This is a genomic window from Bradyrhizobium sp. BWA-3-5 (assembly GCF_032917985.1).
In the GTDB taxonomy this organism is placed as follows: Bacteria; Pseudomonadota; Alphaproteobacteria; order Rhizobiales; family Xanthobacteraceae; genus Bradyrhizobium.
In genome coordinates this window covers 2,559,044-2,572,849 of sequence record NZ_CP136626.1, presented here as the reverse complement: position 1 = coordinate 2,572,849, position 13,806 = coordinate 2,559,044, and the positions used below count along the sequence as shown (strand labels likewise).

The 13,806-nt window shown below is 63.8% G+C and carries 13 protein-coding genes; 10 read left to right on the top strand and 3 right to left on the bottom strand.

Annotated elements, in window-relative coordinates; all coding sequences use genetic code 11:
- Positions 1–12 precede the first annotated feature (12 nt).
- On the bottom strand, positions 13–984 hold the full coding sequence (locus RX331_RS12200) for an ABC transporter substrate-binding protein (RefSeq protein WP_317256802.1): 972 nt from the start codon (positions 982–984) through the stop codon (positions 13–15).
- A gap of 203 nt (positions 985–1,187) precedes the next feature.
- On the opposite strand from RX331_RS12200, the gene RX331_RS12195 reads away from it, so the two are divergent.
- Positions 1,188–2,030: an HD domain-containing protein gene (locus RX331_RS12195; RefSeq protein ID WP_317256801.1), complete on the top strand. Its 843-nt coding sequence runs from the start codon at positions 1,188–1,190 to the stop codon at positions 2,028–2,030.
- Here the strand turns inward: RX331_RS12195 and RX331_RS12190 are convergent, their stop codons facing one another.
- Positions 2,031–3,695: a winged helix-turn-helix domain-containing tetratricopeptide repeat protein gene (locus RX331_RS12190; protein WP_317256800.1), complete on the bottom strand. Its 1,665-nt coding sequence runs from the start codon at positions 3,693–3,695 to the stop codon at positions 2,031–2,033.
- Positions 3,696–3,880: 185 nt separating this feature from the next.
- Here RX331_RS12190 and RX331_RS12185 point away from each other — a divergent pair, with 185 nt between their 5' ends.
- From RX331_RS12185 to RX331_RS12155, 7 genes are all read left to right on the top strand, one after another.
- Positions 3,881–4,138, top strand: a complete 258-nt coding sequence (locus RX331_RS12185) for a hypothetical protein (RefSeq protein WP_317256799.1) — start codon at positions 3,881–3,883, stop codon at positions 4,136–4,138.
- Positions 4,139–4,186: 48 nt separating this feature from the next.
- The gene (gene mddA, locus RX331_RS12180; protein ID WP_317256798.1) at positions 4,187–4,963 is read left to right on the top strand and encodes a methanethiol S-methyltransferase; all 777 of its coding nucleotides are present in this window, start codon (positions 4,187–4,189) and stop codon (positions 4,961–4,963) included.
- Between the two features lie 233 nt (positions 4,964–5,196).
- Positions 5,197–5,673: a formate dehydrogenase subunit gamma gene (locus RX331_RS12175; RefSeq protein ID WP_317256797.1), complete on the top strand. Its 477-nt coding sequence runs from the start codon at positions 5,197–5,199 to the stop codon at positions 5,671–5,673.
- Complete coding sequence (locus tag RX331_RS12170; protein ID WP_317256796.1) at positions 5,670–7,226, top strand: NADH-quinone oxidoreductase subunit NuoF; 1,557 nt, start codon at positions 5,670–5,672, stop codon at positions 7,224–7,226. The genes RX331_RS12175 and RX331_RS12170 overlap by 4 nt, the downstream gene beginning before the upstream one ends.
- Positions 7,227–7,236: 10 nt before the next feature.
- Complete coding sequence (gene fdhF, locus RX331_RS12165; RefSeq protein ID WP_317256795.1) at positions 7,237–10,110, top strand: formate dehydrogenase subunit alpha; 2,874 nt, start codon at positions 7,237–7,239, stop codon at positions 10,108–10,110.
- A 2-nt stretch (positions 10,111–10,112) separates the two neighbouring features.
- Positions 10,113–10,949 carry a formate dehydrogenase accessory sulfurtransferase FdhD gene (fdhD, locus tag RX331_RS12160; protein WP_317256794.1) on the top strand — a complete coding sequence of 279 codons (837 nt, stop codon included), beginning with the start codon at positions 10,113–10,115 and terminating at the stop codon, positions 10,947–10,949.
- The gene (locus tag RX331_RS12155) at positions 10,939–11,151 is read left to right on the top strand and encodes a formate dehydrogenase subunit delta (RefSeq protein ID WP_317256793.1); all 213 of its coding nucleotides are present in this window, start codon (positions 10,939–10,941) and stop codon (positions 11,149–11,151) included. Before fdhD ends, RX331_RS12155 begins: the two co-directional genes overlap by 11 nt.
- Positions 11,152–11,242: 91 nt before the next feature.
- Here RX331_RS12155 and RX331_RS12150 read toward each other — a convergent pair whose 3' ends face one another.
- Complete coding sequence (locus tag RX331_RS12150) at positions 11,243–12,019, bottom strand: DUF4394 domain-containing protein (protein ID WP_317256792.1); 777 nt, start codon at positions 12,017–12,019, stop codon at positions 11,243–11,245.
- A gap of 138 nt (positions 12,020–12,157) precedes the next feature.
- Between RX331_RS12150 and RX331_RS12145 the strand changes: the two genes are divergently transcribed.
- Positions 12,158–12,736, top strand: coding sequence for a sigma-70 family RNA polymerase sigma factor (locus RX331_RS12145; protein ID WP_317256791.1), 579 nt, complete (start codon positions 12,158–12,160; stop codon positions 12,734–12,736).
- Complete coding sequence (locus tag RX331_RS12140; protein ID WP_317256790.1) at positions 12,733–13,485, top strand: anti-sigma factor domain-containing protein; 753 nt, start codon at positions 12,733–12,735, stop codon at positions 13,483–13,485. The genes RX331_RS12145 and RX331_RS12140 overlap by 4 nt, the downstream gene beginning before the upstream one ends.
- The last annotated feature ends 321 nt before the right edge of the window (positions 13,486–13,806 follow it).

Genomic DNA, 13,806 nt, shown 5'->3' with positions numbered 1-13,806 from the left:
GACGTGCCCGCCTCATTCGATCACCCGATTGGCTCGAAACAGGATGGAGGATTTGTCGAGGTCAATGCCAAGCCGCTCGGCGGTTCTTAGATTCACCACCAGTTCGAATCTGGTGGGCTGAAATACCGGCAGGTCCGCAGGCTTTTCGCCGCGCAGGATCCGGTCGGCGTAAGTCGCGAGCCAGAAATAGGTCGCGCGCTGGTTGGCGCCGTAGCTCAACAGGCCGCCGGCATCGCAATACTCGCTCCAGCCGAACATCGAAGGCAGCCGATGCGCGATGGCGAAGTCAGCGATCTTGGCCCGGTGCACCATCGTGAGGACGTCCGGGAAGACCAGCAAAGCTTCCGCGTTGACGCCTCCCACCTTCTCAAGCGCAGCGTCGAGCTCGCCTGCGCCGGAGAAAGGAACGTAGATCGGCTCGATCCCGAGCTTTTGAGCAGCCTCCCTGGTCGCGCGCCATTCCGACTGCTCGCCCGGATGATTGGCGTTCGAAAACACCGCAAGCTTGCGCAGGTTCGGAAGCACCTCCTTCAACAGCTCAACCCGCTTTCCTGCCAGTTCCAGCGACAGGAAGGTCGAGCCGGTGAAATTGCCGCCCGGCTCACCCAGGCTCTTGACGAGACCCAGTTCCACGGGGTCGCCGCTCAGGGCAAACAGGACAGGCACTTCCGCGACTGCCGTCATCGCCCGTGTCGCCGGGCCGCTCGATACCGCCAGGTCGACCTTGCCGCGCCTGAGTTCGGAAGCCACTTCGCGCAGCGCCTGCGGATTACCGATCGCATAATGCAGTTCAAGGACGACGTTCCTGCCCTCGACATAGCCCTTCGCGCGCAATCCCTCCCGAAACCCGTCCAGGAACGGATCGGGCTGGGCTTGCGTGGAAAGCCAGTAGATGCGGTAAACCCGCGCCCGGTCCTGCCCCAGTGCAGTGGCCGGACAGGCGAGCGCAGCCCCCATCAATGCAATGAAATCGCGTCGTTTCATGCCGCCAGCATGGCACAGCCCGGCTTTCGGCGCTTAGAGCCAATATTCAGATAATCTGCAGATAATCTTGATTTTGGCCCCCAGCCCCGGCGGGCCGATCATCACGACGCAGGAACGCGCGCGGGGCCTCCGGCAACGTGGTATCATGCGCGCATCGATACCCGCTTTGTCCTGCGACGTCGCACGCCGATATGGGGGTTCGGATGATCACAATTCCGGAACTGGTAGCGCAAGCCCTCGGATCGTTTCTCACCTTGGAAACCAAGAGTCGATTCGGCGCCTCCCAAGCCCGCTTGGCCGAGTTCTTGCCCTATGCCGCCCGCCTCACGCTGGAATGCATCGGCAACAGCGATGCGCTTTATCACAACGTCGAGCATACCCTGCTCGTCACCTTGGCCGGTCACGATATCCTGATGGGACGGGCGGTGCTGCGGCCGACGACGCCCGACGACTACGCCAATTTCATCCTGGCGTGCCTGACCCACGACATCGGATATGTCAGAGGAACGGTTCAGGGAGATGACGGCGAGTCCTATGTCGCAGATCTCAGCGGCCGAACCATTCGCCTGCCGAGAGGCTCGTCCGATGCTTCGCTGGCGCCCTACCATGTGGACCGCTCAAAGCTGTTCGTCTTCGAACGCCTCGACACTGAGGAGGTCGACGCCAGCCGGATTGCCGGGGCAATCGAATATACCCGCTTTCCCTACCCGGAAACCTCGGGCGACGATCTGGTCGATGAGGAAGGACTGCTGCTGCGTGCGGCCGACCTCATCGGGCAGCTCGGCGACCCCAACTACCTGAAGAAATCGAACGCGCTTTTCTATGAATTCCTCGAGATCGGCCTGACCAAGCAACTTGGCTATGAGACGCCGGCTGATGTCGTCTACAAATATCCGCAGTTCTACTGGAACAACGTGGCGCCGCAGATCCAGACAGCCATCCGCTATCTCAACGTCACCTCAAGGGGGCGGCAGTGGATTGCAAATCTTTACAGCAACGTGTTCCGGGCCGAGCGTGAGATGAACCTGTCCGGCCCGCAGCCGTGATCATGGGGCCGCGGGCCGCCCGGCTTTCGGTATGCCGGCCACGCGCAGCCCTTCGACGAAGCGATCGATAAAGCCGACATCGTTGCAGAAGAAGAATTCCTGCCGCGCCGTTCCGGCGCTGTAGTTCGGCTTGCGCTGCAGAAGCTCGGCGACCGCCGCTTTCGCCTGCGTTGCGTCACCGAGCAGGCCGAGCGAAGCGGCAAGCGTCGCAAAGGCCTGATAGGTGACGTTGGGTTGCCGGGTTGCCCGCCGGGCGAACTCAACCGCGATGTCGTACTCCCCGAGCGAAAAGTGCGCCCAGGAGCGGACGTGGTGGAACGCGGAAAGATGGCTATCGCGCGGGCTCAGCATGGTCGCGCGATCGAGCAGCGTTTCCGCCTCGATCTCCCGCCCATACCACAACATGTTGAAGCCTTGCGCGAAATAAGCCTGCGCAAAACTCGGATTGAGTTCCAGCGAGACGTCGAGCGCCGCCAGCGCCTCGTCGTTCTGGTGGGTCAGGCACAAAGCGCGTCCAAGGGCGCAGTGGCAAAAACAATCAAGCTCATCCAGCGCCACCGAATGACGGGCCTGGCGCAGCGCCGTCTCCAGCCGCGCCGCACGGTCCTTCGGCTCGTCGATAAAGGCACGCTGCAGATTGACATAGCTGAGTGCGCCATGGCCGCGCGCAAAATTCGGATCGGCATCGACCGCGCGCTGGAAATATTCCTCGGCCAAGTCGAACCCCGGCGTGGTGAAGCGCCACAGGTTCCACAGGCCTCGCTGGTAGCAATCCCAGGCGTCGAGGCTTTCCGGCGCCTTGCGCGCAGCGAGCTGCTGCTCGACTTTCGACAGCTCCGGCTCGATCGTGGCGGCGATCTGGCGGGCCATCTCCTCCTGGATATCGAAGATATCCTCGAGCTGCAGGTCGTATTTGTCGGCCCAGAGCTGCTTGCCGTCGGCCGCGCGGACGAGCTCGGCCGTGATTCGCACCGCATCCCGGCTCTTGCGAACGCTGCCGACCATCACATAGCGGACGCCAAGCAGCTCACCGACTTCGCGGGCATCGACGGCCCTGCCCTGGAATGCGACGGTCGAGTGACGCGAGATCACTGAAAGCCACCGGTTGCGCGCCAGGAGGCGAATGATGTCCTCGGTCAGCCCATAGCTGAAATAGTCGTTTTCCGAATCGTCGGACATATTCCCGAACGGCAACACCGCGATCGACGGCCGCGTGTTGGCCTCGGCCTTCACCGATTCCGATACGATGTCATCGAGGCGGGACACTTCAGCCGATACCGAAACCCGGGCGGGAGGATCGGCCGGTTTCGTATCGGGAATAAGCGGCGCAGCTTCCACATCGACTTCCGGCGTGCTGACGGCCTGAACATCGCCGATGAAACGAAAACCGCGCTTGTGCAGTGTCCGGATGAAGAGCTGATCGGTTCCGTTGTCGCCAAGCGCGCGGCGAGCACCATTGATGCGGCTGGAAAGCGCCGCTTCCGAAATGATCCGCCCGTTCCAGACAGTGTCGATCAGCTCGTCCTTGCTGACGATGCGGTCGTGGTTACGCACGAGGTGCACGATGAGGTCGAATACCTGAGGCTCGATATGCACGGATTCGCCAAGCCGACGCAGCTCCTGCTGGCTAAGGTCAAGCTCGAACTCGGCAAATCGGTACTGCATTACCACCTCTACTGATGTTAATGCGATCCGTGCCCTCGCAACCACCAGAGAAATCAATGAAACAAATTGAGCAAAAACAACCGCTTCAGGAAGGAAAAACCAAGGTCTTCTGAAGGTCTCCGCCAAGCTTGCAGGAAGATCTCAATCTACAGACGGGTCAACGCTCATTCAACCGGAGACGGCGCATGACCCGCCTGCTTGATCTCACCAATTCCAATGCCTCGCCAGAAGGCTTGATGCCGCAAGGCCCCACGTCCGGGCGCCTGTGGCGATTGTTCGAGCATTGGGCTGCTGCGACCACCGCCTATCGTGAGCAGCAGACCAGGCTGTGCGCGTCGCGCCGCCTCGAGGGCCGCAGGCTCAATCAAGCGCGCATCTATCGCGGCCCACTCGATCGCGTCGTCGAAAAAGCGGCAGAGCTCCGCAGGCGGCGCCCTTGCTGACCAAGATCATTGCCAGACATCACCATTTCAAACGGAAGGAGATAGTAAATGTCGATTACTCTGCACCATGGACCAAGCAATCCCACCGCGGCTTCTTTCGCGACGAGATTGCTCACGCTTTGCTACGGCGGTCTCGCCTATCTGATTTTCCTCGGCACGTTCCTCTACGCGATCGGCTTCGTCTCGCAATACGTCGTGCCCAAGGACATCAACACCGGCGCGGCGCCTTCGTTGATGAAGGCGCTGCTCACGAACCTGGTGCTGATGTCGATCTTCGCCGTCCAGCACAGCGGCATGGCGCGGCAAGGCTTCAAGCGGCTGTTCGCGCGCTTTGCCTCATCGGCAATCGAGCGTTCCACCTACGTGCTGCTGGCAAGTCTCTCGTTGATCCTCTTGTTCTGGCAATGGCAGCCGATGCCTTCCGCGGTCTGGCATATCGACAATCCTGTCCTCGCCGGCATCGCGACCGCGGGCGGCGCCGTCGGCTGGCTGATCGTGCTCTATAGCACATTCCTCATCAGTCACTTCGAGCTGTTCGGATTGACGCAAGTGGTCTCACATTTCGCCGGCCGCATGGTCGAACCCATGAAGTTCAAGACGCCGGGCCTCTATCGCATGATCCGGCACCCGATCTATCTCGGCTTCATCATCGCGTTCTGGTGCACGCCGACGATGACGCTCGGCCACCTGCTATTCGCTGCGGTGACGACGGCCTACATCTTCGTCGGCATCTATCTCGAAGAGCGTGATCTGGTGACGATGTTCGGCGATCAGTATCGGCGCTATCGCGAAAAGGTCGCGATGCTGGTGCCCGGCATTTTCTGAGTGATTTCGAAATGTGCAAACGCGCCCGTCGGGTCAGGCCTGGCGGGCGCGCTCCGCTGTCGAATATGACGATAGTCGGGCGTTAACCTCGATCCGGCTGCTATCAGCCCATAGGCATTGCCTATGTCCTTGTCTTGATTGGGTTTTGAAATCGCAACATGAGACAGCTTTATTGATATTGCCGGCGATTCCCCTACTCATCGGAGCACACAACCTCTGATGAGAGCGCGGAAATGACATCGGCATACGAACCCTGGAACGAAGCGCGCGGCGCCGAGATCATCGCTGAGCATGGCAAGCTCGAAGGCGCGACGCTTGTCATCCTGCATGCGATGCAGGAGGCATTCGGTTACGTGCCGGAGCCAGCCATTCCGATGATCGCCTCTGCGCTCAGCCTGTCGCGCGCCGAGGTGCATGGCGTGTTCACCTTCTACCATGATTTCCGCCACAAGCGGGCCGGCCGCCATGTGCTGAAGCTATGCCGCGCCGAAGCGTGCCTGGCGGCAGGCGGCGATGCGCTCGCCGCTCGCGCGGAAGCCAAGCTCGGCATCGCGCTCGGAAACACCACGGCGGACGACCGCGTGACGCTGGAGCCGATCTATTGCCTCGGCCTGTGCGCCACCGCACCGTCGGCGATGCTTGATGGCCGCGTCGTCGGACGCCTCGATGAATCGCGCCTCGATGCGCTGGTCGCGGAGGCGCAGCGATGACGATGCGCATTTTCGTATCCCGCGATGCCGGCGCGGTTGCTGTCGGCGCTGACGAAGTGGCCATCGCGCTGGAGCAAGCCGCGATCATATCGGGCATCCCCGTCGAGATCGTCAGGACGGGATCGCGCGGGCTCTACTGGCTCGAACCGATGGTCGAGGTCGCGACATCGCAAGGCCGCGTCGCATTCGGACCGGTAATGGCCGCGGACGCGCCGTCGGTCTTCGATGCCGTGGCCACTGGCGCGCCGCATCCGCTGCGGCTCGGCGTCACCGACGAAATCCCCTGGCTGAAGCGGCAGACCCGCCTGACCTTCGCGCGCTGCGGCGTGATCGATCCCCGCTCGGTCGGCGATTACCGCAGCCATGACGGCTACAAGGGGCTGGAGCGGGCGCTGACGCTGACCTCGGACGAAATCCTTGCCGACGTCACCGTATCGGGCCTGCGTGGCCGCGGCGGCGCCGGTTTTCCGACCGGCATCAAGTGGAAGACGGTGGCGCAGGCCAGCGCCGACCGCAAATACATCGTCTGCAACGCCGACGAAGGCGATAGCGGTACGTTCGCTGACCGCATGATCATGGAAGGCGACCCCTTCGTCGTGATCGAGGGCATGACGATCGCCGGCATCGCCGTCGGTGCCACCAAGGGCTACATCTACATCCGCTCCGAATATCCGCACGCGGTGGCGGCGATGAATGCCGCAATCGCGGCCGCTAGGCGCACCGGCTACCTCGGCGAGCGCATCGTCGGCTCCGAACACACGTTTGATCTCGAAGTCCGGGTCGGCGCCGGCGCCTATGTCTGCGGCGAGGAAACCTCGCTCCTGGAGAGCCTGGAAGGCCGCCGCGGCATCGTCCGCGCCAAGCCGCCGCTGCCGGCGCACAGGGGGCTGTTCGGCCGGCCGACCGTGATCAACAACGTGCTGTCATTCGCCGCAATCCCCTTCATCCTCGCCGGCGGCGCCAAAGCCTACGCCGATTTCGGCATGGGCCGCTCGCGCGGCACGATGCCGATCCAGCTTGCCGGTAACATCAAGCATGGCGGCCTGTTCGAGACCGCTTTCGGCGTCACGCTCGGCGAACTCGTCGACGACATCGGCGGCGGCACGTTAAGCGGCCGCCCCGTCCGCGCCGTGCAGGTCGGCGGCCCGCTCGGCGCCTACTTCCCGCGCGCCCTGTTCGACACCCCATTCGACTACGAGGCCTTCGCCGCGCGCGACGGACTGATCGGCCATGGCGGCATCGTCGTGTTCGACGACAGCGTCGACATGGCAAAGCAGGCCCGGTTTGCGATGGAGTTCTGCGCGTTGGAATCCTGCGGCAAGTGCACGCCGTGCCGGATCGGCTCGACCCGCGGTGTCGAGACCATCAACAAGATCATCCATGGCGAGCGCGTTTCCGAAAACCTCGCCGTGGTCGAGGACCTCTGCAACACCATGAAATTCGGCTCGCTCTGCGCGCTCGGCGGCTTCACGCCCTACCCCGTGCTGAGCGCCTTGAAGCATTTCCGGGAAGATTTTGGCCCGGCACCGGCCACGCTGCAGGCCGCGGAATAGGAGACCGACCATGTCCTTAATCGAAGAGATCGACTTCGGCACGCCCCGTTCGAAATCCGAGGCGATGGTGACGCTGACCATCGACGGGCAAAGCGTCACGGTGCCGGAGGGCACCTCCATCATGCGCGCGGCGATGGAAGCCGGCACGCAGATCCCGAAGCTGTGCGCGACCGACATGGTGGATGCCTTCGGCTCCTGCCGTCTCTGCCTGATCGAGATCGAGGGCCGCGCCGGCACGCCGGCCTCCTGCACCACGCCGGTGATGAACGGCCTCGTCGTCCATACCCAGACCGAGCGGCTGAAGAAGCTGCGCAAGGGCGTGATGGAGCTCTACATCTCCGACCATCCGCTGGACTGCCTGACCTGCGCCGCCAACGGTGATTGTGAACTACAGGACATGGCCGGCGCGGTCGGCCTGCGCGACGTGCGCTACGGCTATGAGGGCGAAAACCACGTGTTCGCCAAGTCGCATGGCTGCGATAATGACCACTGGATGCCGAAGGACGAGTCCAACCCGTATTTCACCTACGATCCCTCGAAATGCATCGTCTGCTCGCGCTGCGTCCGCGCCTGCGAGGAAGTCCAGGGCACCTTCGCGCTGACAATCTCGGGGCGCGGCTTCGACAGCCGTGTCTCGCCCGGCATGAGCGAAAGCTTCCTCGGCTCCGAATGCGTGTCCTGCGGCGCCTGCGTGCAGGCCTGCCCCACGGCGACGCTGACGGAAAAATCCGTCATCGAGATCGGCCAGCCCGAACACTCGGTGGTCACGACCTGCGCCTATTGCGGCGTCGGCTGCGCCTTCAAGGCGGAAATGCGCGGCGAGGAAGTCGTGCGCATGGTGCCCTGGAAGGACGGCAAGGCTAACCGCGGCCATTCCTGCGTCAAGGGCCGCTTCGCCTGGGGTTACACTACCCACAAGGAACGCATCCTCAAGCCGATGATCCGCGAGCGGATCGAGGACCCCTGGCGCGAAGTGTCGTGGGTTGAGGCGTTCAATTTCGCGGCGGCCAAGTTCAGGGGTATTCAGCAGAAATACGGCCGCGATGCCGTCGGCGGCATCACCTCTTCCCGTTGCACCAATGAAGAAACCTATCTGGTGCAAAAACTGATCCGCGGCGGCTTCGGCAACAACAATGTCGACACCTGCGCCCGCGTCTGCCACTCGCCGACCGGCTACGGCCTGTCGCAAACCTTCGGCACCTCGGCCGGCACGCAGGATTTTGACTCGGTCGAGCATACCGACGTCGTGATGGTGATCGGCGCCAATCCGGCCTCCGCCCACCCCGTGTTCGCCTCGCGGCTGAAGAAGCGGCTGCGGCAAGGCGCAAAGCTGATCGTGATCGATCCGCGGCGCACCGAGATGGTCGAAGGGCCGCATATGAAGGCGCTGCACCTGCCGCTGATGCCCGGCACCAACGTTGCCGTGCTCACCGCGCTGGCGCATGTCATCGTCACCGAGGGCCTGGTCGATGAGGCCTTCGTGCGCGAGCGCTGCGACTGGAGCGAGTTCGAGGACTGGGCCAGCTTCGTGGCGCTGCCGAACAACAGCCCGGAAGCGACCGCGATCATGACCGGCGTCGATCCCAAGGTGCTGCGCGAAGCCGCGCGCCAGTTCGCCACCGGCGGCGACGGCGCGATCTATTACGGCCTCGGCGTCACCGAGCACAGCCAGGGCTCGACCACGGTGATCGCGATCGCCAACCTTGCGATGGCAACCGGCAATATCGGCCGTCCCGGCGTCGGCGTGAACCCGCTGCGCGGCCAAAATAACGTTCAAGGCTCCTGCGACATGGGCTCGTTCCCGCACGAACTGCCGGGCTACCGCCACATCTCGGGCGATGCGGTGCGCGACCAGTTCGAGGCGATGTGGAACGTCAAGCTCAATCCGGAGCCGGGCCTGCGCATTCCCAACATGTTCGACGCCGCGATCGAAGGTACCTTCATGGGCCTCTACGTGCAGGGCGAGGACATCCTGCAGTCGGACCCGAACACCAAGCATGTGGTGGCGGCGCTGTCATCGATGGAATGCGTCATCGTGCATGACCTCTTCCTCAACGAGACCGCGAACTACGCGCATGTGTTCCTGCCGGGATCGACCTTCCTGGAGAAGGACGGCACCTTCACCAATGCCGAGCGCCGCATCCAGCGCGTCCGCAAGGTGATGACGCCGCGCAACGGGCTCGCCGACTGGGAAGTCACCATCGGGCTTGCCAAGGCGATGGGCTTCGAGATGCGCTACGACCACCCTTCCGAGATCATGGACGAGATCGCAGCGCTGACGCCGACCTTCGCCGGCGTCTCCTATGCCAAGCTCGACGAGCTCGGATCGGTGCAGTGGCCCTGCAATGAGAAGGCGCCGGAGGGCACGCCGGTGATGCATATCGGCGGTTTCGTGCGCGGCAAAGGCAAGTTCATCATCACCGAATATGTCGCCACCGACGAGCGCACCGGTCCGAGATTCCCGCTGCTGCTGACGACGGGGCGCATCCTCAGCCAGTACAATGTCGGCGCGCAGACCCGTCGCACCGACAACGTGATCTGGCACAGCGAGGACCGGCTGGAAATCCACCCGCATGACGCCGAGCAGCGCGGCGTCCGCGACGGCGACTGGGTGCGGCTGGCAAGCCGCGCCGGCGAGACCACGCTGCGCGCGGAGATCACCGATCGCGTGGCTCCGGGCGTGGTCTACACCACGTTCCACCATCCGGACACCCAGGCCAACGTTATCACGACGGACTTCTCCGACTGGGCCACCAACTGCCCGGAATACAAGGTCACGGCGGTGCAGATTTCGCCGTCCAATGGTCCGAGCGATTGGCAGAAGGCCTATGACGAGCAGGCCCGCCATTCGCGGCGCATCGTGCCTGCGGAAGCCGCGGAGTGATCATGTACGGTCCGGTCTACAGCGCCGATCGGCGGATCTGGCGCGACGGCCAGCCGGGAGGAGGCGCGCGCCTGATCCCGGAGGAGACGGCGATCGCCCTCACCTACAATGGCGGCACCTATGCCGTCATGATGGGCACGCCGCAGGATCTGCGGGACTTTGCAGTCGGCTTCAGCCTCAGCGAAGGCATCGTGCAGTCGCCAGACGAAATCGAGACGCTCGATATCGTCGAACTCAACGACGGCATCGAGCTCAGGATGTGGCTGAAGCCTTCCAGGGCGGAGCTTGTCAATGAGCGACGGCGGCATATCGCGGGGCCCACCGGCTGCGGCATTTGCGGTATCGAATCGATTGCAGAAGCCGTCCGTCCCGCCGCGATTGTGCCGAAGGGGCGCAGCTTTGCGCCATCCGAGATCATGGCCGCCATGGCTGGCATCACCGTGCTGCAGCAGATCAACATCCAGACCCGTGCGGTGCATGCCGCGGCGTTATGGATGCCGGCGCAGGGCATCGTGGCGCTGCGCGAGGATGTCGGCCGCCACAATGCGCTCGACAAGCTCGCGGGCGCGCTGGCGCATGTCGCAGTTGCCCCCACCGAGGGCATGGTGCTGCTGACCAGTCGCGTCTCGGTCGAGATGGTACAGAAGACCGCCGCCATCGGCGCGCCGCTGATGGTCGCGGTGTCGGCACCGACGGCGCTGGCGGTGCGGACCGCGGATGCCGCCGGCATCACGCTCGCGGCCATCGCCCGGTCGGACGGCTTTGAAATCTTCACCCATCCGGAGCGGATTGCGCTCACCCAAAATACCGGCGTTGCGGAGGTTACCCATGTCGCCTGATCGGCTGATCTACATGGCCAACCAGATCGGGAAATTCTTTCAGAGCCAGGGGCACGACAAAGCCGTGCCTGAAATCGCCGAGCACATCAGGAAATTCTGGGATCCGCGGATGCGCAACGCGATCTTCGCCCATCTGGATAGCGGCGGCGCCGGACTCGATCCATTTGTCCGCGATGCGATCGAGACGCTGAAGAAGGCGTGAGCCCCCTGATGGCGCCCAAATCGCCGCAAGGGTCTGCCGGCTGCACCAGCCACCGGCAGAACCGGGCCTTCCCCGAGATTGCAGCGCCCGGCTACATTCCCATGATGGCGATGTCCTTGACCGTGCCGCTGACGCCGGCGATCTTTGCGGCCTCGGTTGCCTTTCCGGTCGCGAGGTCGACGCTGTAAAGCGTGCTATCAGCCAGCAGCCAGGCTTCGTTCTTGCCGGCGCCGTCGGACCAGATGTCGAACGCCACGGTATCCGCCTTGATGCCGAGCTTGCCGATCGCACCCAGCACGCCGTCATTCGGCGGCGCCTGCTTGATCAACCCGCCAATGGTGCCGTCGATATTGAACAGCGCCGTCTCCTTGGCCCCCTTCACCGAATTGATGTAGGCGCCGGCGATGATGTTCGGCTTTTCGCCCTTGTGCATGTCGCCGTCGGCAAACCTGTGGTCGCCGTCCTTGGTCACCTTGCCGTCGTCCACATTGGCGCGCAGGTTCATCCCGTCCGCGCCCATCACGCGCAGGCGGTCCGCTACCGGATTGAAGTCCACCGTCGCGGCCACGCCCTTGGCAAGCATAGTGTCGAGCTTCGACTTCGTCGTGGCCTTGCCGTCCGTTGCGATGGTCACAATGGTGCCATCGTCGACCAGTCCATAGAGCAGGCCATCGGCCGGACGGACGTCGATGCCGACCAGCGCGCCGGAAATGCCGGTGACCTTGACCGAGCCGGTCGCCTTCTTCTGCGCGGTGTCGACCATCGCAATGGTGTCGCCGCCGATCAGGGCCGCGACCTGTGCGGCGTTGGCGGCTACGGACGACAGCAATAGCGCCGTCGAAGCGGCGAAAATCGAGCGAAAATTCATCGTAAGACTCCCTGTATTCCCTGATCCCCTCGGGACCAACACAGCGGGTACCGGCGGCGCGGCTAAACGGATGCAACACATCGAAAATAATTTTCGGCAGATGCACCCAAATGCCGCATCTCAAGGTAGAACGTAGACATGACGGGAAATGGCACTATCACCGCCAGCGCGCAGGCTCCCGCCGCGCTCGATCAGGAGCGTGAGGCGCAGCTTGCCGCCGCGCTCGTGCGTTGCGCGGCCGGCGACCGCGCCGCATTGCGCCTGATCTACGATAGCGAGGCGCCGCGCATGACCGGCATCGCCCGCCGCATCCTGTTTCGGCAGGACCTTGCCGAAGAGGCGGTGCACGACGCCTTTATAAGGGTTTGGCGTGGCGCGGCCGGCTTTGATCCACGCCGCGGCAGCGCGCGCGGCTGGCTCTATGCAGTGGTGCGCAACCGCGCGCTGAGCATTCACCGCGATGAACACCGCTATGAAGCATCGGATGAAGCCGCCCAGGACGTCGACAGCGAAGCCACCCTGTCGCGAATGCCGGAGACCAGCGCCCTGCGCCGGTGTCTGGAGCAGATCGACCGCCCCCGCCGCGACGTCGTGGTGCTGGCCTATGTCCACGGCATGAGCCATGGCGAATTGGCTGCAAGGCTCAAGGTTCCGCTCGGCACGGTCAAGAGCTGGGTGCGGCGCAGCCTGTTTGCGTTGCAGGAGTGCATGGGATGAACCCGCACGACCCCGATAATGACATGGCCGCCGATTACGTGATGGGCCTGCTTGACGGTGCCGAGCATGCCGCTGCCGAACAACGCATCGCAACCGATCAATCCTTTGCCCAGGCTGTCGCCACGTGGCGGGAACGGCTTGCGGACCTCGATCTCACCGCCGAGGAAACCCCACCGAGTCAGGCGCTCTGGTCGCGCATTGCGGACGCCACCAAGATCGCGCCGATCGATGCCCTGCCCTCCGCACGCGCCGCGCTGCGGGGCACCACGCTGTGGGACAACATCCGGTTCTGGCGCGCTCTCGGTATCGGCGGCGCCTTCGCTGCAGCGGTTTTTGCCATGATCATGATCGGCGCGCTGGCGACGTCGCGCCAGCTTCGTCACGACATGCTCGCACTCGCCCAGCGCAAACCGGTTTACGTCGCCGTGCTGGTAAGCGACACGACCAAAGAGGCCGGCGCCATCGTCAACGCGTTTTCGAACGGCCGGGTCGAGCTGATACCGCTACGGCCGATCGAGGTTCCTGCCGGCCGCACCCTGCAGGTCTGGACCCTCTGGGATCGCGCGGTCGGCCCGAAATCGATCGGCCTCACCGGTCAGTCGCGCACGCTGCAGCTCGACCTCGAGGCGCTGCCGGAAACCGTGCAGGATCAGTTGTTCGAGATTACGCTGGAGCCGGAAGGCGGCTCACCGATCGGACGGCCGACCGGCCCGATCCTGTTCAAGGGCAACGCGGCACGGGCGTTGTAGTCGCGCCTGCCGCCACCATACGTCTCCGGCGTCAAGGAATCGTCGTGTCGCCGGCGGGCAGTAGGGCGGAATAAGCTCGTCATTCCGCCCTACGGTACTCCAGTTTCAGCACCAGCCCTTCTTCCAGTGACCGGGAGGGCAACCGCGTCCACGCCAGCCAACCTTGCGGCCGCGGCTCCAACCATAGGGGTGAAAGCCGTGCCCACGGCCCCAACCATGGCCGTGGCCGTGCCCGCCCTTCACCTCAACCAGATCGGCCCTGACTTGAGCGTGGCCATTCACGTGGCCAGCGGGTAGCGCCAAGGCTGCCGGGGATACAAA